The organism is Pseudomonas sp. MF6396 (genome assembly GCF_002018915.1).
Classification (GTDB): domain Bacteria; phylum Pseudomonadota; class Gammaproteobacteria; order Pseudomonadales; family Pseudomonadaceae; genus Aquipseudomonas; species Aquipseudomonas palmensis.
Window position 1 is genome coordinate 1 of record NZ_MVOK01000027.1, and the last position, 26279, is coordinate 26279.

Sequence of the window (26279 nt, forward strand, 5' to 3'; positions counted from 1 at the left end):
CCGTCTGCACCCAGGATGTCGTTGAGCAGCACGTTGCCGGTGACCGTACCGCCTTCCATCACCGTGGCACTGTCCGATTCGGCGATGGGCATGTCGTCGACGATATGGATCACGATGGTGCTGGTAACGCTGTTGCCCAGCGCATCGGTGGCTTTGTAGGTGAAGGTCTCGGTGCTCACGACGTTGGCGCCGTCGTTGCCGTTGCCGATATGCGGCGCCGAGGTCAGGGTGTACTTGTAGCTGCCGTCGGCGTTGATCTGAATCTGCCCGTAGTTACCGATGGCGCTGCCTTCCAGGCTGTAGGTCAGGGCACCGGAGCCACCGCCCACCCGGCCTTGAAGGTTGCCGACCGAGGTTTCCGTGGCCCTGGTCGGCGCGCTGCCTTCTACCGTGCCAGGCGCCAGGTCCCAAGCGTCCTGCACCAGGTCCAGCCCGCGCTCGTACACCTTGATGTCATCGTCCGGGCAAGCGACGAGCTTGCTGTCGGTGACGTTGATGGTGATGGTCGTGGTGCTTTCGTCACCGTCCGCATCGCGGATGGTGTAGGTGAACACGTCCTTGGCGCCGGTTGGCGCTACCGAGTTGGGGTCGGCCTTGTAGATCGCCTCGCCATTGGCGTTCAGGATCAGCGTGCCATAGGTGCCGGCGATGCTCACGCCCAGCGAACCGATGGCCGAGGTCGAGGTATCGGAGCCTGCCCGTACACCCACCACCGCACCGCCCTGGGCTGCGCCGTCTGCACCCAGGATGTCGTTGAGCAGCACGTTGCCGGTGACCGTACCGCCTTCCATCACCGTGGCACTGTCCGATTCGGCGATGGGCATGTCGTCGACGATATGGATCACGATGGTGCTGGTAACGCTGTTGCCCAGCGCATCGGTGGCCTTGTAGGTGAAGGTCTCGGTGCTCACGACGTTGGCGCCGTCGTTGCCGTTGCCGATATGCGGCGCCGAGGTCAGGGTGTACTTGTAGCTGCCGTCGGCGTTGATCTGAATCTGCCCGTAGTTACCGATGGCGCTGCCTTCCAGGCTGTAGGTCAGGGCACCGGAGCCACCGCCCACCCGGCCTTGAAGGTTGCCGACCGAGGTTTCCGTGGCCCTCGTCGGCGCGCTGCCTTCTACCGTGCCAGGCGCCAGGTCCCAGGCGTCCTGCACCAGGTCCAGCCCGCGCTCGTACACCTTGATGTCATCGTCCGGGCAAGCGACGAGCTTGCTGTCGGTGACGTTGATGGTGATGGTCGTGGTGCTTTCGTCACCGTCCGCGTCGCGGATGGTGTAGGTGAACACGTCCTTGGCGCCGGTTGGCGCTACCGAGTTGGGGTCGGCCTTGTAGATCGCCTCGCCATTGGCATTCAGGATCAGCGTGCCGTAGGTACCGGCAATGCTCACGCCCAGCGAGCCAATGGCCGAGGTCGAGGTGTCGGCGCCCGCCCGCACACCCACCACCGCACCGCCCTGGGCTGCACCGTCTGCACCCAGCGTGTCGTTGTCCAATACGTTGCCGGTGACCGTACCGCCCTCCACCACCGTGGTGCTGTCCGACTCTGCCCGTGGCACATCGTCCACGATCTTGATCACGATGGTGCTGGTGACGCTGTTGCCCAGCGCGTCGGTAGCCTTGTAGGTGAAGGTTTCGGAGGTGACCACATTGGCCCCGTCGTTGCCGCCGCCCACCTGCGGCGCGGACGTCAGGGTGTACTTGTAACTGCCGTCGGCGTTGATCTGGATCTGCCCGTAGGCGCCGGTGCTGCTGCCCACCAGCGTGAAGGTCAGTGCGCCGGAGCCACCACCGACCGAGCCGGCCAGCGTTCCGGTCGCGGTCTCGCCCGCCGAGCCCGGGTTGCTGCCCACCACTGTGCCCGGCGCAAGGTCTTGCGGGTCCTGGACCAGGTCCAGGGCCTTTTCATACACCGTGACGCTGTCCGGGCAGGCGACGAGCTTGCTGTCGGTGACGTTGATGGTGATGGTCGTGGTGCTTTCGTCACCGTCCGCATCGCGGATGGTGTAGGTAAACACATCGGTCGCGCCCGCTGGCGGCACGGCGTTGGGGTCGGCCTTGTACACCGCCTCGCCGTTGGCGTTGAGCACCAGCGTGCCGTAGGTACCCGCAATGTTCACGCCCAGCGAGCCGATGGCCGATGTCGAGGTATCGGAGCCGGCCCGCACACCGACCACCGTGTGCTCGACCGGCGGGCGATCGGCGCCCAGGCTGTCATTGTGCAGCACGTTGCCGGTGACGGTACCGCCTTCGACTACCGAGGCGCTGTCGGGCCTGGCCTGCGGCACGTCATCGACAATGTTCACGTCCAGGCTGCCGGTGGCCTTGCTGCCATCGCTGTCGATGGCCACCACGCTGAAGCTCTCACCGATGTTGTTGATGCCCTGGCCAGCGGGATGAGCTTCGTTGTCGAGCAAGGTGTAGCTGTAGCTCACCACGCCTGTGGCGGGGTTGTAGCCGGTGATGGTGAGGGTATTGCCCAGCCCCGTGGTGATCGATTGCGGAAAACCACTGACCACCCCGCCGATCACCACGTTGATGCCCCCGACGGTAAGCGTGTGCAGGCCATCGGGGGCATGCACGGTAAAGCTGCCGCTCTGGGTCAGCGCGCCATTATCGGGGCTTGAGCCATCGGCCAGGTTCTTCTCGTACACGGTCAGTTCACCGCCATTCACCTCCAGCCCGTCCAGTGTCACCGGGTGGTCGATGGGCGGCTCAACCGGCGGGATCACCGGCGGCACGAAACCGCCAGGGCCCTGGTCATCACCCCGCGCGCCAATCCAGGGTTCGGGAATCTCGGGGATGCCGTTGAAACCCGCCGTCGGAAAGCCGATCACCGGGTCCAGGTGCCCTCCCACCTCGGTGAGCTGCACGAACGAATGGCCGCCGCCCAATGCGCTTGGCGAACCGCCGTTGCCGGGGCCCGCCGCCGGAGCTTCGCCCTCCTGGCTGGGGTCGGCGCCCGCCGCAATGGCCTGCTGCAGTTTCTCCACATCGGTCAGTTGTGCCTGGCTGGGCGTCACCGTCTCGGGCGCGTTCACGTGCGAGGCATGGTTGGCCAGCAGGTCGGGAGACAGCTGCAGGCTGCTGTCACGGCCCAGGGTCAGCTCGGCACCGTTTTCCAGGTGCACCGCCACTGCCCCGGCCGCGCCGGTTTCCAGTTGTTCCCCGGCATAAAGGCGGTCGCCTTCCACCAGGGCACGTCGACCGCCATCGGCCGCTACCGCGAATACCTGGCCGACAACCTTGCTGACCACACCGATCAAATTAGCCATGAGCATGCCTCCATTGCCGAAGGTTTTCGCAAACACGTGCCGGGGTATCGCGAAACCTGGCGCGGGCAATGCCCGGCCGACTCGGAGAACAACCTTGCGACCGCACGCACCGATCTCAACGAAATCAATGCATTCGGCCTGCCCATGCTCCGGTTAAGCCACGCTGCGATCTGGCAATCGGCCATGAGCCAAAATTTTGTCGCCATATTTCGCCGCGTTGACCTCTCCTCCGCTCACTCCAAACCCAATGCTGCAAAAAACGAGGAACTTTATCGGACGCCCTGACAGGCCAACATCTGCGCCTGTTTTCGAGCTATCTGAAGAGAACAATGTCTTGCTTTGAGCACAGCGCATAAGTTTTTTTTCGCATATCGGTTATGAGAAATACTTCTTAGGTTGGCCGTTAAATGTTCTTAGCTCTGTTGTTACAAGCCTGAAACGGTTTGACCTCCATTTTTCGTCATTTTTTTGGCGATTGAGAGACCACAAGAAATCAGGGAGATGTCATCCATGCGCGTTTTGACCCCCATCAGCAGCGCGATTCTGTTCGCCATGATCTGTGCCAACGCGCAGGCCATGTCCTTGTCACAAGCCGTGCAGAGCGCCGTGGACTACCACCCGGAGAACAAGGCCGGGATCAATAGCCGGCTGTCCGCCGACGAGGATGTGAAGGTGGCCAGAGGGGGCTACTTTCCCACCGTCGACCTGGTGGCCGGCTACGGACGCGAACGTTCAGACAACACCAACACCCGCGGCTTCAACGCCGACGGCAGCCGCAATCACAACAAGGAAACCCTGAACTACACCCAGTCCGAACTGCGCCTGCGCCAGATGCTGTTCGACGGCTTCAACACCGCCAATGAAGTGGGCCGCACCGAGGCCGTGGTCAATTCACGCGCCTACTACGTGCAGGCCACCTCCGAGACCATCGCCCTGCGCGCCATCGAGGTGTACCTGGAAGTGCTCAAGCGCCGCGAGCTGGTGACCCTGGCCAAGAACAACCTGCAGGCACACCTGCGCGTCAACGACCAGATCGGCCTGCGCAGCGAGCGCGGCGTGGGCAGCAATGCCGACCTTGACCAGTCCACCGCACGCCGGGCGCTGGCCGACAACAACCTGTACACCGCCCAGGTCGACCTGGCCGATGCCGAAGCCAACTTCATCAGCGTGGTCGGGCGTGCCCCCGACGAGCTGGAAACCCCGGTGTCGATCAAGGGCGAGATGCCCGGCGACCTGACCCAGGCGCGCCAGGCCATGCTGCAGAACAACCCCTACCTCAAGTCGGCCCAGGCCGACATCCAGGCCGCCGAGCAACAGTACGAAGTGGCCAAGTCGCCGTTCTACCCGCGCCTGGATGCAGAGCTCGCCACCGGCGCCAACAACAACATCGCCGGTGAACCCGGGCATGCCAACAGCGATTGGCGAGCCGGCGTGGTGATGAGCTACAACCTGTTCAAGGGCGGCAGCGACAAGGCCCGCCTGCAGTCGGATGCGCACAAGATCAACCAGGCCATGGACATCCGCAACAACGCCTTGCGCACCCTCAACGAAAACCTCGCGCTGTCGTGGAACGCCATGACCAACGCGCGCCTGCAAACCCCGACCGCACGCGAATACGCCGACACCACCACCCGTGTGCGCGCCGCCTACCAGGATCAGTTCGGCCTGGGCCAACGCACCCTGCTCGACCTGCTCGACAGCGAGAACGAGCTGTACAACGCCAACCGTCGCTACACCGAAGTGCGCTACACCGAGGAGTTCTCGATGTACCGGGTGCTGGCCAACATGGGCGAGTTGCTGAGCAAACAGAAGATCTCGCTGCCACCGGAGGCCATTGCACGCAGCGAAGTCAGAAGCGACGCCACGCTGCCGGACCTGCGTTGAACACGTTCGACCGCCCGAGGAGCCGCCCATGACCAGCATGCAGCCGGCCGGCACCGCCGACCCGCGCCAGAGCTTCGATGACCCGTTGCTCGACGGGCTGCTGATACTGTGCAAGCTGCACGGCGCTGCGGTCAGTCGCAGCAGCCTGTGTGCCGGCCTGCCGCTGGCCGAACAGCGCATGAGCCTCGACCTGCTGCCGCGCGCAGCGGCCCGGGCCGGCCTGCAGGCACGGGTACTGCGCCGCGAGCTGGGCGCGATCTCGGCGCTCAACCTGCCGGTGCTGCTGTTGCTTGCCGATGGCCGCAGCGCCGTGCTGCGGCGCTGGGGCGAGAACGACCAGGCCCTGATACTGCCCAGTGAAGCCGAAGGCGGCGAGCAGTGGGTCAGCCGCCAGGAGCTGGCCGACGTCTACAGCGGCCAGGCCCTGTTCGCACGCCCGCGCCACGAGGTCGAAGACCTGCGCACACCGCTGCTGCCCAGGGTCAACGCCTGGTTCCGTGACACCCTCAAGCAGTCGCGCTGGCTCTACAGCGACGCCTTGCTGGCCAGCCTGCTGATCAACCTGCTGGGCCTGATGGTGCCGCTGTTCGTGATGCAGACCTACGACCGGGTGGTGCCCAACCAGGCCACCTCCACCTTGTGGGTACTGGTCATCGGCCTGATGCTCGGCACCCTGTTCGAGCTGGTGCTGCGCGTGGTGCGTGCGCACCTGCTGGACCAGGCCGGCAAGAAGACCGACCTGATCCTGTCGGCCACCCTGTTCGAGCGCATCACCGGCATGTCGATGAAGGCCCGCCCGGCCACCATCGGCGGCTTCGCCCAGAGCATCCACGACTTCCAGGGCCTGCGCGAATTCCTCACGGCGGTGACCCTGACCAGCGTTATCGACCTGCCCTTCGTGGTGCTGATGCTGCTGGTGATCGGCCTGCTGGGCGGCTGGCTGGTGGTGATTCCGCTGGTGGCCTTTCCGATCACCATCGCCTTTGCGCTGTTCATCCAGGCACGCCTGCGCGATACCGTGGAAAAAAGCCTGAGCCTGGGCGCGCTGCGCCAGGCGCTGCTGATCGAGACCCTGGGCGGCCTGGAAACCCTCAAGGCCTGCGGGGCCGAAAGCGAGCGCCAGCACCAGTGGGAAAGCACCCACGGCGCCCTCACCCGCCTCGACGTACAGGCGCGCAACCTTTCGGCACTGGCCACCAACGGCACCCTGTTCATCCAGCAGCTGTGCGGCATGGCCACCATCGTCGCCGGGGTGTACAGCATCATTGCCGGCAACCTCAGCGTGGGTGCCCTGGTGGCCAGCTACATGCTCGGCAGCCGCGTGCTCGCACCATTGGGCCAGATCGCCGGGCTGATCACCCGCTACCAGCAGGCCCAACTGACCATGCACAGCACCGACGCGCTGATGGCCCTGCCCCAGGAACGCCCTGCCGGCCAGCAGACCCTGGAGCGCACCCAGTTGCACGGCGCGCTGCAGGTCAGCCAGGTGACCTTCCGCTACAACGGGCAGAACGCCGCAGCGCTGGACAACGTGAGCTTCACGGTCAAGCCGGGCGAGCGCATCGGCATCATCGGTCGCAGCGGCTCGGGCAAGAGCACCCTGGCACGCCTGCTGATGGGCTTCTACGAACCCGAAGAGGGGCAGATCCTGCTCGACAACCTCGACCTGCGCCAGCTCGACATCGCCGACCTGCGCCAGCAGCTCGGCTACGTGGCCCATGACCTGCCGCTGCTGGCCGGCAGCCTGCGCGACAACCTGACCCTGGGCGCACGCTACGTCAGCGATGCGCGCATGCTCGAAGTGGCCGAGATGACCGGCGTGAGCGAACTGGCCCGCCAGCACCCGCAAGGCTTCGAACGGCCGGTGGGCGAGCGCGGCATGCTGCTCTCCGGCGGCCAGCGCCAGACCGTGCTGCTGGCCCGCGCGATGCTGCTGGAACCGCCGATCCTGATCCTCGACGAGCCCACCAGCCATATGGACAACAGCAGCGAAGACCAGCTGCGCCAGCGCCTGCACGGCTGGGTGCAGGGCAAGACCCTGCTGCTGGTCACCCACCGCACCTCGATGCTCAGCCTGGTCGACCGCCTGGTGGTGCTGGACAACGGCAAGGTGGTGGCCGACGGGCCCAAGGACGCGGTCATCGATGCACTGCGCAAGGGCCGTGTCGGCTCTGCACTCTGAGGGGTATCAGCATGTCTGCATTGTCCGGCCTGGGCGATTACATCCGCAGCTTCGGCAAGACTGCCGAACGCGAGTACATGCCAGACCTGGCCGGCGCGACGCTGCAGGACTCGCCCCGCCTGTCGCGCATCACCGTGTGGCTTGCGGCAGGCTTGCTGCTGGTGGCACTGGTGTGGGCCAAATTCGCGGTGCTCGATGAAGTCACCATGGGCGAAGGCAAGGCCATCCCGTCGAGCAAGGTGCAGGTGATCCAGAACCTGGAGGGCGGCATCGTCACCGAGATCTTCGTGCGCGAGGGGCAGATGGTGAACAAGGGCGACACCCTGCTGCGCCTGGACGACACGCGCTTTCTGTCGAACAAGGGCGAAAGCGAAGCCGACCGCTATGCCCTGACCGCACAGGTCGAGCGCCTGTCCGCCGAGGCCGAGGGCCGCCCCTTCCAGCTCTCGGAGGTGGTACGCAGCAAGGCCCCGCAGGTGGCCGAGGACGAACTGTCGCTGTACCAGTCGCGCCAGCGCCGCCTCACCAGCGAGAAACAGACGCTCAACGAGCAACTGCGGCAGAAAACCCAGGAACTGGCCGAGTTTCGCTCCAAACTGGAGCAGTACCGCTCGGGCCTGGCATTGCTGCAGGAAGAGCTGAACATGTCCACGCCGCTGGTGGGCACCGGCGCGATTTCGCCGGTGGAGATCCTGCGCCTCAAGCGCAGCGCGGTGGAGGCTCGCGGCTCGCTGAACGCCACCAGCCTGGCGATTCCGCGGGCCGAAGCGGCGGCGGCGGAGATCCGCAGCAAGATCGAGGAATCCGAGGCAGGCTTTCGCTCGGAGGCGGCCAAGGAACTCAACGACAAGCGCACCGAGCTTTCGAAGATCACCGCCACCAGCATCGCCATCGACGACCGCGTCACCCGCACCACCGTGGTGTCGCCGGTGCACGGCATCATCAAGCTGCTCAAGGTCAACACCATTGGCGGTGTGGTGCAGCCGGGCAGCGACCTGCTGGAGATCGTGCCGCTGGAGGACAACCTGCTTATCGAGGCCAAGGTGCGCCCACAGGACGTGGCCTTTCTGCACCCCGGGCAGACCGCGATGGTCAAGTTCAGTGCGTACGACTACACGATCTATGGTGGCCTGAAGGCCAAGCTGGAGCTGATCGGCGCCGACACGGTGACGGACGACAAGGGCAACGCGTTCTACCTGATCCAGGTGCGCACCGACAAGAACCACCTGGGCGGGGACAACAAACCGTTGCTGATCATCCCGGGCATGACCGCCACGGTGGACATCATCACCGGCCACAAGAGCGTGCTGGATTACCTGCTCAAGCCGGTGCTCAAGGCACGCACCGAGGCGTTGCGCGAGCGCTAGCGCCCATCAACGCAGGTGGTTGCGCTCGTAGGTCTGTTGCCCCATCGCCGCAATCTGCCCCTCGATCAGGGCATCGAACGGCCGCAGCAGCGCATCGAACAGCGCCGGCGCCTCCAGCACGTTCAACGCCTGCGTCACTGCCTCGATGGTCGACAAGGCGCCCTCCCCGGGTGCCTTGCGCAACCGGTAGCGCGACGGCTGCAACGCCCCCAGCGTGACCCGTGGCAACGTTGCCAGCAAAGGGTTCACATGCAGCAACTTGCGCGCCTTGCGCCAGGTGCCGTCGGGCACCACCAGCAACCACGGTCGCTCATCGCCAGCATAAGCCTGCAGCGCCTGCGCGCCCTCACCCGGGAACAACAGGCCGGTGCGATACCCCGGCTGCGTCAGCCACTGCTCGAGATCCTCGAACACCTCGCCCACCCGCAACTCGGCATTGCGCAGGCCAAGCGCCGCCAGCCTGGCGGTGTTCAAGGCATGGTTCACTTCGCTGGGATGCTGCAGCAGCAGTACACGGGTGCGGCTGTCCAGGCGGGGGATCAACGCGCAAAGGCAATGGGTTTGTGGGCGCAGGCAGCGCTCGCAGTGAATTCTGGACATCGGGTTCTCCTGGGGCGCGAAGTGTGCCACAGCAGGCCCGCGAAATACCGCACCGCCCTGGGTCAACGCGCGGATTCAGCGATTGAAGCGTTCGGCCAGGCTGTACAGGTAGTCGGCCATGCGCTGCAGGTCCTGGCTGATCTCGGCGCCCTGCTTGGCCTGCCCGGCGCTGTGGTCGCACAGCTGGGCGATGCGCGTGATCTGCTGGTTGATGTCTTCGGCCACATGGCTCTGCTGTTCCGGCGCCGTGGCCATCTGCTGGCTCATGCCGGTGATGCGGCTGACCGCCTGGCTGATGCCCACCAGCGCGGTCTGCACGGCCTCGACACTGTGCACGCTGTCACGCGAGATCTGCTCGCCGCGGCTGGCACTGCTCACCGCCCGCTCGGCCCCGGCACGCAGGCTGGCGATGATCTGGTGGATTTCCTCGGTCGAGACCCGCGTGCGCTGCGCCAGCGACCGCACCTCGTCGGCCACTACGGCAAAACCGCGGCCCTGCTCGCCGGCCCGCGCCGCCTCGATGGCGGCATTGAGCGCCAGCAAGTTGGTCTGCTCGGCGATCGAGGTGATCACATCCACCACGCTGCCGATGGACTGGGTTTGCCCGGCCAGTTCGTTCACCGCCTGGCCGATCTCGGTCACCGCATCGGCCATGCTGCCCATTGCCTGCAGGCTTCGTTGTGCCAGGTCGCTGCCCTGGCGGGCCAACTGGTCGGCATCGGACGCCGCCGTGGCGGTGTCCTGCACGTTGTGGGTGACCTGCTGGATGGTCGCCGCCATCTGCGCAATGGCGGCCGCCGACTGGTCGGTCTCGCAGCGCTGGCGGTCGAGCATCTGCGCCTGGGCCCCGGACAGGTCGCTCGATTGCGTGGCCCGTGCCTTGACCCCGACGCCGGCGTCCACCAGCCGCGTGAGCGCGGTCTGCAGGCGCGCTTCCTCGCTGATGATCGCCAGGTCCAATTGCCCCTGCAGGCCCCGGTTGTCACTGTAGGTCAGCGCTACCAGCGGGCTGGTGAAGGCCCTGGGGTGCTCGGCCAGGGTACGCCGGATCATCCGGTCGTGATGGGCCTCGATCAGGTACCAGGCACTGAGCAGGCTGGCCATCAACACGCCCAGCGCCGCGTACTGGGGCAGCCACAGGTAGCCGGCGGCCGACAGCAGCGCCGCCCCTACCAGCGGCCAGCCCAGCTCCAGTTGCACCGCTGCACGCGCGGCCCAGGACATGGCGCCCCGGCCCTGGCGCAAGCGTGCATACAACGCCGTGGCTCGACGGATCTGGTCCGGGGTGGGCACCGAGCGCACCGACTCGTAGCCACTGATACGGCCATCCTCGTAGATGGCCGTCACGTAGGCACTGACCCAGTAGAAATCGCCGTTCTTCGCGCGGTTCTTGACCACCCCCATCCAGGGCTTGCCTTGCTTGAGGGTGTCCCACATGTGCCCGAACACCGCGGGCGGCATGTCCGGGTGGCGTACAAGGTTATGGGGCTGGCCCACCAGTTCGTCGTAGGTAAAACCGCTGATGCTGACGAAGGCGTCGTTGCAGTAGGTGATGCGGCTGTTGAGGTCGGTGGTGGATATCAGGCGCTGATCGCTCGGGAAGGTTCTTTCATGCTCAGTGACGGGCAGATTCGTACGCATCTCGGCGATCCCTGCTTGGAAGATGTTGGGAATTTTCAACAAGCAAGAACAGGTTTAGCAGAGCATTTACGGGCTTGTAGGGCTTGTCTGAAGGATTTTTCTTCTATTTGCGCAAAAGATTTTCATGCGCATCCGATCAGGCTGGCGTGAGCTGCGCCTTGAGGCGGTCGCGAAAGGTCTGGATCAAGGGTTCGCGGCTGCGGCCCCGGCGAATGATCAGCGAGAACGGCGCCTGATAGCCGAAGGTCGCCGGCGACAGCACCCGCAGGTCGCCCTTGTCCACCCAGGCCTGGGCATAGTGTTCAGGCAGGTAGCCGATGTAGGCCCCCGACAGTACCAGGATCAGCTGTGCCTCCATGCTCTCGACCGTGGCGGCGCTATGCTTGAAGCCGTGGCGGGCCAGTTCGGCCTGGCTCCAGTAGCCGCGACCGACCATGCGCTGCTGGGTGATCACCTGTTCGGGAATGCGCCGCTCGGTGAACAGCGAATGCCGGTTGCTGCAGTACAGCCAATGCTGCTCGCGGTACAACGGCTGATACACCAGCCCGCTCATGCGCGTGGAGAAAGCGCCGATGGCCAGGTCCAGGCGGTTGTCCTGCACCCCCAGTTGCAGTTCGTAGGGGCTGGACACCGACAGGTGCAGGTGCACGGCCGGGTGTTCGAGGCTATAGGCACCGATGGCGTCGGCCAGCGGCAATGCGCGATCGCCGACCGTGGAGTCGATCACCCCCAGGTTCAGGGTGCCGCGCAGCTCGCCCTTGAGCGCCGCCGCGTACTGCTCGAAACCGTCCATTTCGGCCAGCAGGCGCAGGGTCTCCTGATGGAACAGTTCGCCCTTGCTGGTGAGGCTGAAGCCGCCGCGCCCACGGTGGCACAGCACGATACCCAGCGCCGACTCCAGCTGGCTCATGTAGGTACTGATGGCGGACGTGGACAGGTTCAGCTCGCGCTGGGCATTGGCGAAGCCCTGGTGGCGTACCACGCTGACGAAGATGCGCAGCAATTTCAGATCAGGCAGGGCCGAGGCCATGGCAAGGGCTCCAACAGGGCAACGAATACGCGCCAGTCTACCCGCTGATCGCCATTAGTTCATGAAAACCTGAAGTAAGTATTTGCCTGTAGCGATTCTCTTGGCGCACTACCTTTTGCAGACTCTGCGCCAATGCACCTGTCCTCGCGCATTGCTGCACCTGTTCGCAGGGTGTCCGGACAGGTTCCAACAACTAGAACAATCCAAACCGTGAGGCCCGACCGTGGACAAGATTCTTCACCAACCACTGGGCGGCAACGAAATGCCGCGTTTCGGCGGCATCGCCACCATGCTGCGTCTTCCCCACCTGCCCAGCGCCGCCGGCCTGGACGCTGCCTTCATCGGCATCCCGCTGGACATCGGCACCTCGCTGCGTTCCGGCACCCGCTTCGGCCCGCGCCAGATCCGTGCCGAATCCGTGATGATCCGCCCGTACAACATGGCCACCGGCGCCGCCCCGTTCGACTCGCTGTCGGTCGCCGACATCGGCGACGTGGCAATCAACACCTTCAACCTGCTGGACGCGGTGCGCATCATCGAAGAGGCCTACGACGAGATCCTCGAGCACGACGTGATCCCCATGACCCTGGGCGGAGACCACACCATCACCCTGCCGATCCTGCGCGCGATCCACAAGAAGCACGGCAAGGTCGGGCTGGTGCACATCGATGCCCATGCCGATGTCAACGATCACATGTTCGGCGAGAAGATCGCCCACGGCACCACCTTCCGTCGCGCCGTCGAAGAAGGCCTGCTGGACTGCGACCGCGTGGTGCAGATCGGCCTGCGCGCCCAGGGCTACACCGCCGAAGACTTCAACTGGAGCCGCAAGCAGGGCTTTCGCGTGGTGCAGGCCGAGGAGTGCTGGCACAAGTCGCTGGAGCCACTGATGGCCGAAGTGCGTGAAAAGGTCGGTGGTGGTCCGGTTTACCTGAGCTTCGACATCGACGGCATCGATCCGGCCTGGGCACCGGGCACCGGCACCCCGGAAATCGGTGGCCTGACCACCATCCAGGCGATGGAGATCATCCGTGGCTGCCAGGGGCTGGACCTGATCGGTTGCGATCTGGTGGAGGTCTCGCCGCCCTACGACACCACCGGCAACACCTCGTTGCTCGGCGCCAACCTGTTGTACGAAATGCTGTGTGTTCTGCCTGGCGTAGCGCATCGCTAACGGCCATCGGCCTGGAGTTTCACCCCCGGATGGAGCCTTTCGGCGGGCCGTACACGCGGCCCGCTTGCGGATGAATGACGCCTGGCGCACGCCACCGGCGATCGATCTCACCATAATAAAGATAATCGGAGACACCCCATGGCCTTGGACATATTCGTTGTACTGATATACGCCGCCGGCATGCTGGTACTGGGCTGGTTCGGCATGCGCCGCGCGAAGACCCACGAAGACTACCTGGTGGCCGGGCGCAACCTGGGCCCAAGCCTGTACATGGGCACCATGGCCGCCACCGTGCTGGGCGGCGCCTCTACCGTCGGCACCGTGAAGCTGGGCTATGTGCACGGCATTTCCGGCTTCTGGCTGTGCGCCGCGCTGGGCCTGGGCATCATTGCCCTGAACCTGTTCCTGGCCAAGCCGCTGCTGCGCCTGCGCATCTTCACCGTGACCCAGGTGCTGGAAAAGCGCTACAACCCCATGGCCCGCCAGGCCAGCGCCGTGATCATGCTGGCCTACGCCCTGATGATCGCCGTGACCTCTACCCTGGCCATCGGCACCGTGCTGCAGGTGCTGTTCGACCTGCCGTTCTGGGGCGCCATCCTGCTCGGTGGTGGCGTGGTGGTGGTCTACTCGACCATTGGCGGCATGTGGTCGCTGACCCTGACCGACATTGTGCAGTTCGTGATCAAGACCGTGGGCCTGATGTTCATCCTGCTGCCGATCTGCCTGTACCGGGTGGGCGGCTGGGACGAACTGGTGGCCAAGCTGCCGGCTGCCAGCTTCAACCTGACCACCATCGGTTGGGACACCATCATCACCTACTTCCTGATCTACTTCTTCGGCATCCTGATCGGCCAGGACATCTGGCAGCGCGTGTTCACTGCCCGTGACGAAAAAGTCGCCCAGCGGGCCGGTACCACGGCCGGTGTGTACTGCGTGATCTACGGCCTGGTGTGTGCCCTGATCGGCATGTGTGCGCATGTGCTGCTGCCTGACCTGGGCAATGCCAACAATGCGTTTGCGGCGATCGTGAAGTCAGCGTTGCCCGACGGCATCCGTGGGCTGGTGATTGCCGCGGCCCTGGCGGCGATGATGTCCACCGCCAGTGCCGGCTTGCTGGCTGCCTCCACGGTGCTGACCGAAGACCTGCTGCCCAAGCTGCGTGGCGGCAAGCAGTCGAGCCTTGGCATCAACCGGTTGTTTACCTTGCTTACGGGTATTGCGGTGCTGGGGATCGCGCTGGTGGTAGTGGATGTGATCAGTGCATTGACCCTGGCGTACAACCTGCTGGTGGGCGGCATGCTGGTGCCGCTGATCGGGGCGATCTACTGGAAGCGTGCAACCACGGCCGGGGCAATCACCAGCATGGGGCTGGGGTTCGTGACGGCGCTGGTGTTCATGTTCAAGGATGGGATGGATGCCAATACGCCGATCTACTACAGCCTGGCTATCGGGTTGGTGAGTTTTGTGGTGGTGAGTTTGATGTCGCGTCGGCCGGTGGGCGCGGTGAATCTGGCATAGGACGTCGCGCCCGGGTAGCGGGGCGGAGGGTCATGGACGACCTGTAGGAGCGGGCCTTGCCCCGCGAAGGCAGCAACACGCCTGGGTCAGCAATAGGCTCTGTAACATCGGCAAGCGCAGGCTTATCCAGCATGGATGCAGCCAGCAAGGGCCCCTTCCGCTCTTACAGCGGCTTACTTTTTTCTTGGAAAAAGTAAGCAAAACCGCTCCCGTCCATCATCCGGCCCTACGCTTCGCTACGGGTCCCCTCATTCCACCCACGCTCCGTGGGGCCACGCCGAACGGGCATCCCTGCCCGTCGGCGCTTTACGGGCCATCCATGGCCCTCCACCCCACTACGCGCAGGTTCCATTCGGCCTCCTGGGGGACGGGAAGATCAAGATCAAGAGCCAAAGCCAAAGCCAAAGCCAAAGCCAAAGCCAAAGCCAAAGCCAAAGCCAAAGCCAAAGCCAAAGCCAAAGCCAAAGCCAAAGCCAAAGCCAAAGCCAAAGCCAAAGCCTTTCAGGGATTTTGTGGGAATGGGGACGGCTGAAAAATCGCAAAAGAATACCGACGCATTGCGCAATGCGTCGGTTTCAGCAGCACGCTAGCGCCGAGGTTGGCGTTTGCGTTGCTCCTCATCGGTAGGGATCGGTACAGGCTGCATGGGTGGCGGGACAAGCCCCAGTGCCACAGCCAGGTCGTGGAGCCAGTTGAACAGATCGTTTCTCATAACTCCCCCTCACGGGTCATCTGCGCGCGAAGTACGGCGGCGGCGCTACAAACTCATCATAGCCCCATGTGCAGCATCACGCCCGGGTAAAAACTTCTCTATTGATTTCAGTCAGGCACGCAGGGCCACCTCGGCATCATCGCTCACCTGCCCCTTCACCGCTTCCTGCACCGCTATCCAGGCACTCAGGTTGGCCCCGCACATGCCCTTGCGCCACATCAGCCAGGTGGTGGTCTGGTCGAACGGCGACTGCAACGGGTGCACCGTGACCCGTTCACGGCCCGGCAGGCTTTCAAGCATCGAGGTCGCCATCAACGCCACACCCGCCCCGGCGATCACACAGGCCAGCATGCTGGGATACGATTCGATTTCCATCACCCGCCCCATCGCCGCACGATCATGGGCGTACCAGGCCTCCAGCCGCATGCGGTACGAGCATCCCTGGCGAAACGTGAACACCGCACGCCCAGCCACATCCCGGGCACTGTGCACCGTCGGGTGGTCGGCCTCGGTGAGCAGCACCAGGGTCTCCTCGCACAAGGGCACCCCGTCGAGCCCGGCCAGGGCCAGCGGTCCATCCACCAGCGCCGCGTCGAGACGCCCGCTGAGCAGCCCTTCGAGCAATTCGCCGCTGGGGGCGGTCTGCACCTGCAGGTTCACCGCCGGGTAAGCTCGGTGATAGCGCGCCAGCAACTCAGGCAGATGAATGGCCGCTGAACTGTACATGCTGCCCAGCACGAAATTCCCCGCCGGCTCGCCCCCCTGAACCGCCGCAAAGGCTTCGTCATGCAACGCCAGCATGCGTGCGCTGTAGTCCAGCAGCACCTTGCCAGCCGGCGACAGCTGCAGGCGCTGGCGCTCTCGCCGAAACAGCTCCACACCCAGTTGCTCTTCCAGCTGGCGCAGGCGCGTGGACAGGTTGGAGGGCACGCGGTGCAGGCGCTCGGCCGCGCGGGTGATCGACCCCTCTTCGGCGACCGCCTGAAAGATGCGCAGTTGACTCAGCTCCACGGTAATTCTCCAAAGCAGAACAAGTTCCTCATCATTATTCAATTTTTATGAAAGTCAACCCGCAGTAGCCTGACGGTCAACGCTCATCGCACAGGAACCCGACCATGTCCTCGACAATGCGCCTGCTGGCCAGCTTCGTTGCCCTGATGATGGCCATGGGCATCGGCCGATTCGCCCTCACCCCGCAACTGCCGCACCTGATCAGCGAAGGCCAGATCAGCCTGACCGCCGCCGGGCTGGTAGCCGCCGCCAATTACCTGGGCTACCTGCTCGGCGCCCTCGACGCGATGTTCGCGCACCGCCCAGCCCAGGTGCGCAAGCGCCTGCTGGCCGGGTTGTGGCTGTGTGTGCTGCTGACCCTGGCCTCGTTCTGGGCCCACGGGTTCTGGCCGCATATGGCGCTGCGCCTGGGTACCGGCATCGCCAGTGCGTGGGTGGTGGTGACGCTCACCGGCATGACTCAGCACCTGGCCGCTCAAAGCCGGCAACCGCGTCTTGGCGCACTGGTGTTCGCCGGCCCTGGCATGGGTATCCTGCTCACGGGGATGCTGGCACTGGGCGCCAATCTGCAGGGGCTGGGTTCGGCACCGCTGTGGCTGATCTACGCCGCCGTGGCGCTGCTGATGCTGCTGGTGATCCAGCCCGCGCTGCCACACCCGCAACCAGTGCCCGCGCACAAGGCCACCGCGCAGGGTGCGACACCCGGCATCGGACGGCTGGGGCTGATCTATGCACTGTACGGGGTGGGATACATCATTCCGGCCACTTTCATGTCACAGATGGCCAGCGCACGTTTTCACGGCCAGTGGCTGGCCGACCTGTTCTGGCCGGCCTTCGGCCTGGCTGCCGCCATGGGTGTGGTGCTGGTCAGCCAGCGCCGCCCGCACCACGGCAGTACGGCGCGCTGGCTGATGGCAACGTTGTGGCTGCAGGCCGCCGGGGTACTGGCCTGCCTGCTGGGCAGCGGCGCCGGCCTGGCGTTGGGTGTACTGCTGTGCGGCACGCCGTTTCTGGCCTGCATGCAGTTGGTGATGCAGCGCTCGCGCGAACTGGCGCCCCACGCCACCCACCGCAATGCCGGCCTGCTGACCACCTGCTTCGCCCTCGGCCAACTCAGCGGCCCGCTGCTGGCGGCGTTGAGCAATCAGTTCAGCGCCAGCCTGCAACCGGCGCTGGTAGTGGCCGCCAGCGGCCTGATCATCGCCGGGGCCCTGCTGTTGCGCCCGGCTACTGGCCGAGCAGGCGCCGCAGACGCCTGCGTACCCACTGCTCGGCACTGACCAGGGTAATGCCCAGCAACACGCAGACGGCGCCCAGGATGAAGTTCAGGCTCAACGGCTCGCCCAGCAGCAATACGCCGAACGTCACCCCGAACAACGGGGTGATGAACGAGAACACCGCCAGGTTGGACGCCAGGTAGCGACGCAGCAGCCAGAACCAGGTCAGGTAGCTGAAGAACGACACCACCACCGCCTGGAACAGCACGCTGCTGATCGATGTGGCGGTCAGGGTCACATGGCCGACCTGCCCGGTCAGCACCGCGATCAGCAGCAGGCCGACGAAGCCGACCATCAGCTGGTAGAACAGGGTCAGGGTAGCCGGTGCCTCCGACAGGCGCGAAGCCCGCACCACGACGGTGGTCGCGCCCCAGGCCATGCCGGCCATCACGCCCATCGCATCGCCCAGCAGCATGCGCCCATCGAGGTTGTCCAGCGACAGTCCGCCGGCAAAGGCCACGGCAATGCCGGCGAACGCCAGCAGGATGCCGAGCCACTGCAGCGGGCGCAGGCGCTCGCTGGGCAGCATGAAGTGCAGCCCCAACGCAGTGAACACCGGCGCGGTGTAGAGGAACACCGACATGTGCGCCGCGGACGTCAGTTGCAGCCCTTCGGCTATCAGCAGAAACTCCAGGCCGAACAGCGAACCGGCCAGCAGACCGCCCTTCCAGGTGGTGCCCAGCTGTTCCCAGCCACCCCGCCAGCACATCAGCAACGCGACCATCAGTGCCGAGATGCCCGAGCGCGCGGCGGCCTGCATCACCGGTGCAATGTCCGGCGCGGCCCACTTGATCATGACCTGCTGGATGCCCCAGATCAGGCACAGGCCCAGCATGACCTGCAGAGCGAAGGTGTCGGTATTCTTACGAAGGGCGCTCAAGGGCGACCCCCATTATCGCGGCACGGCATGGCAGGCTCTCGGCAATAGTGGATCCAGCGCCGATTATCAGGGCCTGCTGCCAGCGATTACCAGCCCGATCAGGCGATTTGTGCCTTTGACGCCACTTCGTCGAAGGTCGCCTCATCCAGTGCATCAGCCTGCTCGTTCAACACCTGGCGCGGATGATCATTGCCCGGGATTGCGCTGTCGATAAGGCTGAGCAGGCGCGAGCCTCGTTGGGTAAGGACGAAGTTCTCGCCATTGCCCCCTTCCTCTTCAGGGCGCGTCTCGATAAAGCCGCGCTCGAACAGCAGCTTCTCGTATTCGCAGGCCTTGGTCTTCAGATGATCAAGCTCCGGCACTGCATCGCCTTTGGCAGCCAGGCCGGCAGCATGCTGCTCGGCATACGGGCGCGGGGTAAAGCTGTGGCCGGCGCCGTTCTGCACTTCGTGCAGCAGGCGCTCCATCAGGTCCCAGTCATAGGTAGTGCTCATCGGTCCAACCTCCAGCAAGGGGATGTAAGGGTGTGACAGGCGCGCGCGGCAGCGGTTCGACTGAACTTTCCGGCCGGCACAGCCCTCCACCGAACACCTTCGCCCGTAATGGAACACGAGGTCCGACCATGAAAACGCTGATGAGCATCACCGCTGCCGCTGCCCTTCTATTTGCCGTGCCCACCTGGGCCTGCACGCTGGAAGAGGCCACGCAGAAACGCGAGGAGCTGGCCAAGGAGGTCAGCAAACTGACGGAGCAGAACCCGCAGAAGGCCAAGGAGATCAATGAAGAACTGCAGGGGATGAAGCTGGGAACCGAGAGCAAGGACCTGCCGGACAAATGCCAGCTGATCGACAAGCGCATGCAGGAACTGAAGGCGGCAGAGAAGAAAGTCTGAATCGAGGATGACGCGTTCGCTGGCAAGACAGCTCCTGTAGGAGCCGGCCTTGCCGGCGAATAGGCCCTGCAACCTTACTCGGCAGCCGGTGCCGGCTTGCGCTTCTTCAGCGGTGCCATGCCGTCCTGGCTCACCAGGGAGGGAGCATTGGGCTTGGGCTTGGCGGTCGGCTTGCGTTTGGCCACCACCTTCTTGTCGGTCTTCTTGTCGGTCTTTTTCTTCTTGACCCCGGCGGCCTTGCCCGACGCCTTGACCTTCTTCGGCCCGGTATAGGTGCCTTTGACTTCCTTGATGGTGCGGCGCTCGAAGCTCTGCTTGAGGTAGCGCTCGATGCTCGACATCAGGTTCCAGTCACCATGGCAGATCAGCGACACTGCCAGACCTTCGTTGCCGGCGCGCCCGGTACGACCGATACGGTGTACATATTCGTCGCCGCTGCGCGGCATGTCGAAGTTGATCACCAGGTCCAGGCCGTCCACGTCCAGGCCACGGGCCGCGACGTCGGTCGCCACCAGCACCTTGGCGCCGCCCTGCTTGAGGCGCTCGATGGCCAGCTTGCGGTCCTTCTGGTCCTTGTCGCCGTGCAGCACGAATGCCTTGATGTCCTTGGCCACCAGGTGCCCGTAGATACGGTCGGCCATCACCCGGGTATTGGTGAAGATGATTGCCTTCTGGTAGGTCTCGTTGGCCAGCAGCCACTGCACGATCTGTTCTTTGTGCTGGTTGTGGTCGGCGGTGATGATCTGCTGGCGGGTGCCGTCGTTGAGCTGGCTGACGGTGTTGAGCATCAGGTGCTCGGGGTCTTTGAGTACCTTGCCGATCATGTCGCGCAGGCCGGCACCGCCAGTGGTAGCCGAGAACAGCAGGGTCTGCTCGCGGTTCGCGCACTCGTTGCACAGACGCTCGACGTCTTCGGAAAAGCCCATGTCGAGCATGCGGTCGGCTTCGTCCAGCACCACCGCCTGCACATGTTCAAGGTGCAGGTTGCCGGCATTGAGGTGCTCGAGCATGCGCCCCGGGGTGCCGACCAGGATGTCCGGCACCTTGCGCAGCATGGCGGCCTGTTCCTTGAAGTCTTCACCACCGGTGATCATGCCGGCCTTGATGTAGGTGAACTGGGCGAAACGCTCGATTTCCTTGAGGGTCTGCTGGGCCAGCTCGCGGGTCGGCAGCAGCACCAGGGCACGGATCTCGACACGGCTCTGCTTCAGGTCCACCAGGCGGTTGAGCACGGGCAGCATGAAGGCGGCGGTCTTGCCGCTACCGGTTTTCGCCGTCACCCGCAGGTCACGCCCTTGCAGCGCCAGGGGGATGGCCGCCGCCTGCACAGGCGTGGGCTCGACAAAGTTCAGTGCGGCCACGGCTTTGAGCAGGCGTTCGTGCAGGGCGAATTGGGAAAACACGGGTGTACCTCGGGCAAGTGCAGAAATTCAGCCATATAGGGTAACGTTTTCCGGCGCTCACGCCGAATTTCTTTTGGCATTGTCACGACTTTCCGCGTTCTAATTGCACTTCCACTCTTTTTGCGGACACCTTTACTAAGGCATGGATATTCAATTGTTCTGGCAAAACGCCCTGGATCTGTGGGGCACCCTCGATCAGCACCCGCTGCTGCACGCCGGCCTGGGCCTGGCGGTACTGCTGCTGGCCGCCCTGGTACTGGGGCGTGTGGCACGCTTCATGATCCTGCACGCCGTCCGGCTGCTGAGCCGCCAGCCGGCCCTGCACTGGCTCAACGACCTTCTGCACAACAAGGTTTTCCAGCGCCTGGCGCAGATGGTGCCCTCGCTGGTGGTGCAGTTCGGCCTCAAGCTGGTGCCGGAGCTCAGCGCCACCAGCCAGCATTTTCTGGGCAACGTGGCGCTGGCGTTCACCATCCTGTTCCTGGTGCTGGCCATCAGTGCACTGCTCGATGCCCTGCTCGATATCTATGCCCGCACCGAACATGCGCGTACCCGTTCGATCAAGGGCTATGTGCAACTGGCCAAGATGGTGCTGTTCGTGTTCGGCGCGATCATCATCGTCGCCACCCTGATCGACCGCTCGCCGCTGTTGCTGCTGTCGGGCCTGGGTGCGATGTCGGCGGTGATCCTGTTGGTGTACAAGGACACCCTGCTGTCGTTCGTGGCCAGCGTGCAACTGACCAGCAACGACATGCTGCGCGTCGGCGACTGGATCGAGATGCCCCAAGTGGGCGCCGACGGCGACGTGGTGGACATCACCCTGCACACGGTCAAGGTGCAGAACTTCGACAAGACCATTGTCTCCATCCCCACCTGGCGCTTGATGTCCGAATCGTTCAAGAACTGGCGTGGCATGCAGCAGGCCGGCGGTCGGCGCATCAAGCGCAGCCTGTTCATCGATGCTGGCGGCGTGCGCTTTCTGACCGATGAAGAAGAGCAACGCCTGGGCAAGGTGCGCCTGCTCACCGACTACATGACCCGCAAGCGCAGCGAACTGCAGGCCTGGAACGAAGCCCAGGGCCCTGTGGCAGCACTGTCGGCCAACCGCCGGCGCATGACCAACATCGGCACCTTCCGCGCCTATGCCCTGGCGTACCTGAAAAGCCACCCGGACATCCAGCCGAACATGACCTGCATGGTGCGTCAGATGCAGACCACCGCCCAGGGCGTGCCCCTGGAAATCTACTGCTTCACCCGCACCACCGCCTGGGCCGATTATGAACGTATCCAGGGCGATATCTTCGACTACCTGCTGGCCGTAATGCCCGAGTTCGGTCTGGGCCTGTACCAGCAACCCAGCGGCAGCGACCTGCGCGCCGGGCTGCTACCGGCCGGTGCCGTTCGCGAGCAACGGGCGTTGAGCACCGAGTCGGCTGAGCCATAGCGAGGCCAGTATCACCGCACCACCGATGAACAGCCGGCCCAGCGGCTCGTGCTGGTTCCAGATCAGCAGGTTGAGCAACAGCCCGACCGGCACATGCAGGTTGTTCATCACCGCCAGGGTGCCGCCTGAAACCAGGCAGGCGCCCTTGTTCCACCAGTACAGCCCCAGCGCCGTCGGGCACAATCCCAGAAACAGCAGCACCAGCCACTGCACGTCGGTGCTGGGCAGATGCTGCGCGTTGCCGAACAGCAGGAAGGCCGGCAGCACCACCAGCAGGGCGCCCAGGTAGAAGTAGCCGAAGCGTCGGTAGTGCGGCAGGTCACTGGGGTAACGGGCAACCAGGTGCTTGTACAGCACCTGACCGGCGGCATAGGTGAAGTTGGCCAGTTGCAGCAGCACAAAGCCCATGAAGAAGTCCGGGCTGATGCGGTCGAAGCGAATCACCGCTGCGCCCCCCACCGCCACCAGTGCGGCCACCAGTGCCCACGGGTTGAAGCGCCGGTTCAGGGCATCCTCGATCAGGGTCACGTGCAAGGGTGTAAGAATGGTGAACAGCAGCACTTCGGGCACGCTCAGCACACGAAAGCTCAAATACAGGCACACATAGGTGATGCCGAACTGCAACGCGCCGATCAGCAGCATGGCCCGCATGAAGCGCGGCTCGACCTTGCGCCAGCGGGTCAACGGCAAAAACACCAGGCCGGCCAGCAGTACCCGCGCCAGCACCGCGAAGTAGCTGTCGACATGCCCGGCCAGGTATTCGCCGATCAGGCTGAAGGAAAACGCCTGGATCAGCGCGACGATCAATAAGTAGCCCATGTATGCCCCCTGATATGCAGGCGGCGACCTTAGCGGTTGACCAACGGGCCGGCAACCGCTTTTGAAAGGCCTGCACTCAAGGTGCCAGCAGGCTCTGATCGGCCGTGATGAACTGGAAGCGTGCGGGGGTGGCGCCAGAGGGCAAGGTCACCGCGATGATCGGCACCAGGATGCCCGTCTGGCTGAAGAAGTCCCGCTGATCCGCCTGCGCCCCCGCCCTTCCGCTCGCGCTCCCGCCAATGTAGAAGAAGGCTTCCATCGGCAATTGCCGACCGATGTTCTGCGGCCACAGGGCCATGCGCACTTCGTTCTGGATGCCACCAAGTTTGGCGCCGGGCAGGTTTCTGGCACGCAGGCTCTGATAGAACGCGATGGCGCCTTCTTTGTTGAGTTCATCGCGAACATTGAAGCCGCACTGGCGTGCATTGATCCGGTTGGCGTTGTAATGCGCCAGCCATTGTTCGGCTGTACCGATGCCCTGCGCCCTGCACTCGCGACTCACCGTGGGATAACCGACATTCTGCCCGCACCCCTGCGATTCTCGCCTGTTGGAATCGGCGTCCACAGGAAACGAGCACAACACACGGGGCTTGTATTGATTGTTGGCGTACAAGATAGGCACGAAGATGAAGCCGTTAGTGTACCCATAGGCCAACCGACTGAACGCAGAGTCGGCGCGCAGGTAGGAGAACGACACGCCCGAGGCGGTAGGGTTCGGGTTCCACGAATGAAACGCCGGGCTGTTCTGCGTAGCGCGCATGAGGATGCCGCTGCACAGAAAGGCCGGCGCGCTGGAGGCGTTACAGTTCTGCCGGGTGTCGCGGTAACGTTCCTGCAGGTGGCGTGCAACCGTGGCTCCGGAAACAGCCGCCGTACCTGCACGGGACTGCAACGCAGCGGCCTGGACCGTTGGCGGCACCGAGCTTGCCTGCGCAAACTCGTCACTGGCAGGCTGCACCGGCGCCCGGTTGGCGCAGGCTGTCATCAGGCTGATCAACAGCAACAGTGTGAACGTGTTCAACATGGTGCCTCCCTGCGCTCGCGCCGGCTTTGAACCCTTGCTTGCGGGTCACGCCTTGCTTGGCGGGCGTTTCGCAGGTTTTCCAGGCACTTTCGCAGGCGCCTCTGACGCCTTCGCAGGTTTTTTCACCGGCACTTTCGCAGGGACCTCAGGCGCCTCCTCAGATGCCGGGGGCACCTCCAGGCTCGGGATATAAAGCAGCCTGGAAAATTGGTAGTCCGAGCCCGTAACCGCTTCAAGCGCATAATTGAGCCACACTGGCTGGCCTCTGTTCTGCTGAAACCAGCTCAGTGGAATTTCAAACTTGGCAGAACCACCCTCCATGGATTTCCACCCCAGGTCCTCATGCCCTGTCATGGTGAAACCTCTTAGACGAACCTTGTGTGAGGGGTGCCATTTGGTATAGGTAACCGTGGCCACGCGAGAACCGCGCGCAAGTTTTGGCGGGTCCAATGGACCTAAACTTTGGACTTCCACCGTATAGTAACGACTCTGCGAAACCACCCATGCTCCGCCATTCCTGCTCAGCGCGAAATTTACCTGTGCCGTTTGACCGGAACTGCTGTACATCAGCGCTTTTGGACAAGAAGAGTACAGCGCTTGCGGCGGGTTTTTGATGACCTGCACGGGCAAATCGAAGATGATACCGGAAGGTTCGACAATTCTTACCCTGACCCTGTCACCGGCGTACATACCGGGTGATATGAGCGTCCTGACTGACAAAGAATCCGTATTGCTGCCGCAGTTGTAGATCCCCCTTATCAGGAAATACCTTCTCGACGGGTCTTGGGGGTAACCGGGATGTTCAATCGAACAGTCGATCGTCGGGGCATCCCAGGCATATAGCTTGGACTCAATTTTAGCAGGCATAGGTACGCATCCTTATATCCGCGAGGCAAGTTACAAACTTTCACTGCGGAAAGTCTGTCCGTCACCTGTATATAAACAGCTAGGCATTCAAGCGCGCACCTGACAAAACTGTCAGTTCTCTATAAACAATCAACCTGGCAATGACAAGTTTTATAACTATCCACAAAAAAGCCCGGTCAAACCAGTGTCTGACCGGGCAGGTACACCCAAAGGAGCAAAGGTGTCAGGCGGGGGGAAAATCGGTACGGCTCAAGCTACCGCAGCCAGCAGCGCCTTGGCCTGGTTCAGGCCTTTTTCGTGGAAGTCGCCGCCCATGTTCAGGCCCTCGGCGTGAATGAACGTCACCTCGTGAATGCCGATGAAGGCCATCACCTGGCGCAGGTAGGGCTCCTGATGGTCGCTACCGGCCCCGGCGTGGATACCGCCGCGGGCCGTCAGCACATAGGCGCGCTTGCCGGTCAGCAAGCCCTGCGGGCCGGTCGGGGTGTATTTGAAGGTGACGCCGGCACGCAGCACATGGTCGAGCCAGGCCTTCAGCGTACTGGGGATGGTGAAGTTGTACATCGGCGCCGCCAGCACCAGTACATCGGCGGCCAGCACTTCGTCGGTCAGTTCGTTGGAACGTGCCAGTGCCTGCACTTCTTCGGCGCTGCGCTGGGCTTCGGGCTTCATCCAGCCACCCAGCAAATGGCTGTCCAGGTGGGGTACCGGGTTCAATGCCAGGTCGCGCACGCTGATCTGGTCGGCCGGGTTGGCCGCCTGCCACTGGCTGATGAAATCACGGGTCAGCTGACGAGACACGGAGTCCTGCAGGCGGGCGCTGCTTTCGATGATCAGTACGCGGGACATGGGTTGCCTCCATCGGCAAGTTCGCTAAGTCGATGGAGGCAAGATTAGAGATTGACCTATCGATAAAAAAGCGTAAAAACTGGGTTAAATCTATCAGTTAACCTGTTTTATTGCGGCTTGCAGTCCAGCGCGATGCGCAGCTTGAGGATTTCGCGGTTGAATTTGGCCGTCACGTCGACGCTCTTTTTAGCCGGTACCTGTATGCGCCGTACCCTCGGGGCCTCCGGGCCGTTGCGGAAGGTGACCTTGCACGTCGCTGCCACATCGCCGTAGTTGTTCAGGCTGATCGAGCCGATGTCACGGTCGGTGTCGTAGGTGGTGTAGTCAAGCTTCACCCCGTCGGTGTTCTTGGTCACGTCGATGGGGTAGGCCAGGGCCGTCAGCGGCAGCAGGGCCAGCAGTGCAACACAGATTTTCTTCATAACGGCGCTCT

The 26279-nt window shown here is 63.7% G+C and carries 23 protein-coding genes and 2 pseudogenes; 9 read left to right on the forward strand and 16 right to left on the reverse strand.

Annotation, left to right across the window (positions count from 1 at the left end; all coding sequences use genetic code 11):
• The coding region (locus tag MF6396_RS22520; RefSeq protein WP_153046108.1) for a retention module-containing protein at positions 1-3272 on the reverse strand (3272 nt) is incomplete at its 3' end.
• Between the two features lie 36 nt (positions 3273-3308).
• Here MF6396_RS22520 and MF6396_RS28505 point away from each other — a divergent pair.
• The 4 genes from MF6396_RS28505 to MF6396_RS22535 all read left to right on the forward strand — a co-directional run bounded on the left by MF6396_RS28505 (position 3309) and on the right by MF6396_RS22535 (position 8705).
• Complete coding sequence (locus MF6396_RS28505) at positions 3309-3557, forward strand: hypothetical protein (RefSeq protein WP_153046109.1); 249 nt, start codon at positions 3309-3311, stop codon at positions 3555-3557.
• 225 nt (positions 3558-3782) lie between these two features.
• Positions 3783-5156 (forward strand): TolC family outer membrane protein, encoded by a 1374-nt coding sequence (locus MF6396_RS22525; protein ID WP_043864130.1) that lies wholly within the window; start codon positions 3783-3785, stop codon positions 5154-5156.
• A gap of 28 nt (positions 5157-5184) precedes the next feature.
• Positions 5185-7338, forward strand: a complete 2154-nt coding sequence (locus MF6396_RS22530; protein ID WP_043864131.1) for a type I secretion system permease/ATPase — start codon at positions 5185-5187, stop codon at positions 7336-7338.
• Between the two features lie 11 nt (positions 7339-7349).
• Positions 7350-8705, forward strand: a complete 1356-nt coding sequence (locus MF6396_RS22535) for an HlyD family type I secretion periplasmic adaptor subunit (protein WP_078481616.1) — start codon at positions 7350-7352, stop codon at positions 8703-8705.
• A gap of 6 nt (positions 8706-8711) precedes the next feature.
• On the opposite strand, the gene MF6396_RS22540 is transcribed toward MF6396_RS22535, so the two are convergent.
• From MF6396_RS22540 to MF6396_RS22550, 4 genes and pseudogenes are all read right to left on the reverse strand, one after another.
• Positions 8712-9305, reverse strand: a complete 594-nt coding sequence (locus tag MF6396_RS22540) for a tRNA-uridine aminocarboxypropyltransferase (RefSeq protein WP_058541545.1) — start codon at positions 9303-9305, stop codon at positions 8712-8714.
• Between the two features lie 75 nt (positions 9306-9380).
• Positions 9381-9878: pseudogene (locus MF6396_RS29615) on the reverse strand (methyl-accepting chemotaxis protein); the annotation flags it as partial.
• A gap of 786 nt (positions 9879-10664) precedes the next feature.
• Positions 10665-10946: pseudogene (locus MF6396_RS29620) on the reverse strand (PAS domain-containing protein); the annotation flags it as partial.
• Positions 10947-11082: 136 nt separating this feature from the next.
• Entirely contained in the window at positions 11083-11976 is an 894-nt protein-coding gene (locus MF6396_RS22550) for a LysR family transcriptional regulator (protein ID WP_043864135.1), read from the reverse strand.
• A gap of 223 nt (positions 11977-12199) precedes the next feature.
• Between MF6396_RS22550 and speB the strand changes: the two genes are divergently transcribed.
• Positions 12200-13150 carry an agmatinase gene (speB, locus tag MF6396_RS22555; RefSeq protein ID WP_043864136.1) on the forward strand — a complete coding sequence of 317 codons (951 nt, stop codon included), beginning with the start codon at positions 12200-12202 and terminating at the stop codon, positions 13148-13150.
• 138 nt (positions 13151-13288) lie between these two features.
• On the forward strand, positions 13289-14668 hold the full coding sequence (locus MF6396_RS22560) for a sodium:solute symporter (protein WP_043864137.1): 1380 nt from the start codon (positions 13289-13291) through the stop codon (positions 14666-14668).
• A 382-nt stretch (positions 14669-15050) separates the two neighbouring features.
• On the opposite strand, the gene MF6396_RS28265 is transcribed toward MF6396_RS22560, so the two are convergent.
• The 3 genes from MF6396_RS28265 to ptrR form a co-directional block, all read right to left on the reverse strand.
• Positions 15051-15233: a hypothetical protein gene (locus MF6396_RS28265; protein ID WP_102063828.1), complete on the reverse strand. Its 183-nt coding sequence runs from the start codon at positions 15231-15233 to the stop codon at positions 15051-15053.
• Positions 15234-15254: 21 nt separating this feature from the next.
• Positions 15255-15380: a PA1414 family protein gene (locus MF6396_RS29315; protein ID WP_286900691.1), complete on the reverse strand. Its 126-nt coding sequence runs from the start codon at positions 15378-15380 to the stop codon at positions 15255-15257.
• A 111-nt stretch (positions 15381-15491) separates the two neighbouring features.
• Complete coding sequence (gene ptrR / locus MF6396_RS22570; protein ID WP_078481619.1) at positions 15492-16391, reverse strand: putrescine utilization regulator PtrR; 900 nt, start codon at positions 16389-16391, stop codon at positions 15492-15494.
• 104 nt (positions 16392-16495) lie between these two features.
• On the opposite strand from ptrR, the gene MF6396_RS22575 reads away from it, so the two are divergent.
• Positions 16496-17671, forward strand: a complete 1176-nt coding sequence (locus MF6396_RS22575; RefSeq protein WP_078481620.1) for an MFS transporter — start codon at positions 16496-16498, stop codon at positions 17669-17671.
• On the opposite strand, the gene MF6396_RS22580 is transcribed toward MF6396_RS22575, so the two are convergent.
• Both MF6396_RS22580 and MF6396_RS22585 read right to left on the reverse strand, forming a co-directional pair.
• Entirely contained in the window at positions 17619-18503 is an 885-nt protein-coding gene (locus tag MF6396_RS22580) for a DMT family transporter (RefSeq protein WP_370409175.1), read from the reverse strand. The two genes, MF6396_RS22575 and MF6396_RS22580, sit on opposite strands and share 53 nt — an antisense overlap.
• A gap of 143 nt (positions 18504-18646) precedes the next feature.
• Entirely contained in the window at positions 18647-19042 is a 396-nt protein-coding gene (locus tag MF6396_RS22585; protein WP_043864142.1) for a hypothetical protein, read from the reverse strand.
• Positions 19043-19170: 128 nt separating this feature from the next.
• Between MF6396_RS22585 and MF6396_RS22590 the strand changes: the two genes are divergently transcribed.
• Positions 19171-19440, forward strand: a complete 270-nt coding sequence (locus MF6396_RS22590) for a hypothetical protein (RefSeq protein ID WP_043864143.1) — start codon at positions 19171-19173, stop codon at positions 19438-19440.
• 74 nt (positions 19441-19514) lie between these two features.
• Here MF6396_RS22590 and MF6396_RS22595 read toward each other — a convergent pair whose 3' ends face one another.
• Positions 19515-20843 (reverse strand): DEAD/DEAH box helicase, encoded by a 1329-nt coding sequence (locus MF6396_RS22595; protein ID WP_043864144.1) that lies wholly within the window; start codon positions 20841-20843, stop codon positions 19515-19517.
• 142 nt (positions 20844-20985) lie between these two features.
• Here MF6396_RS22595 and MF6396_RS22600 point away from each other — a divergent pair, with 142 nt between their 5' ends.
• Positions 20986-22287, forward strand: a complete 1302-nt coding sequence (locus tag MF6396_RS22600; protein WP_043864145.1) for a mechanosensitive ion channel family protein — start codon at positions 20986-20988, stop codon at positions 22285-22287.
• Here MF6396_RS22600 and MF6396_RS22605 read toward each other — a convergent pair.
• The 5 genes from MF6396_RS22605 to MF6396_RS22620 form a co-directional block, all read right to left on the reverse strand.
• Positions 22228-23106, reverse strand: coding sequence for a carboxylate/amino acid/amine transporter (locus MF6396_RS22605; protein WP_043864146.1), 879 nt, complete (start codon positions 23104-23106; stop codon positions 22228-22230). The two genes, MF6396_RS22600 and MF6396_RS22605, sit on opposite strands and share 60 nt — an antisense overlap.
• A 76-nt stretch (positions 23107-23182) precedes the next feature.
• Positions 23183-24130, reverse strand: a complete 948-nt coding sequence (locus MF6396_RS22610) for a hypothetical protein (protein WP_078481621.1) — start codon at positions 24128-24130, stop codon at positions 23183-23185.
• Positions 24131-24175: 45 nt separating this feature from the next.
• Positions 24176-24997, reverse strand: a complete 822-nt coding sequence (locus MF6396_RS28510) for a hypothetical protein (protein ID WP_153046110.1) — start codon at positions 24995-24997, stop codon at positions 24176-24178.
• A 249-nt stretch (positions 24998-25246) separates the two neighbouring features.
• Entirely contained in the window at positions 25247-25846 is a 600-nt protein-coding gene (locus MF6396_RS22615) for an FMN-dependent NADH-azoreductase (protein WP_054914940.1), read from the reverse strand.
• Positions 25847-25953: 107 nt separating this feature from the next.
• The gene (locus MF6396_RS22620) at positions 25954-26268 is read right to left on the reverse strand and encodes a hypothetical protein (RefSeq protein WP_043864149.1); all 315 of its coding nucleotides are present in this window, start codon (positions 26266-26268) and stop codon (positions 25954-25956) included.
• Positions 26269-26279 lie beyond the last annotated feature (11 nt).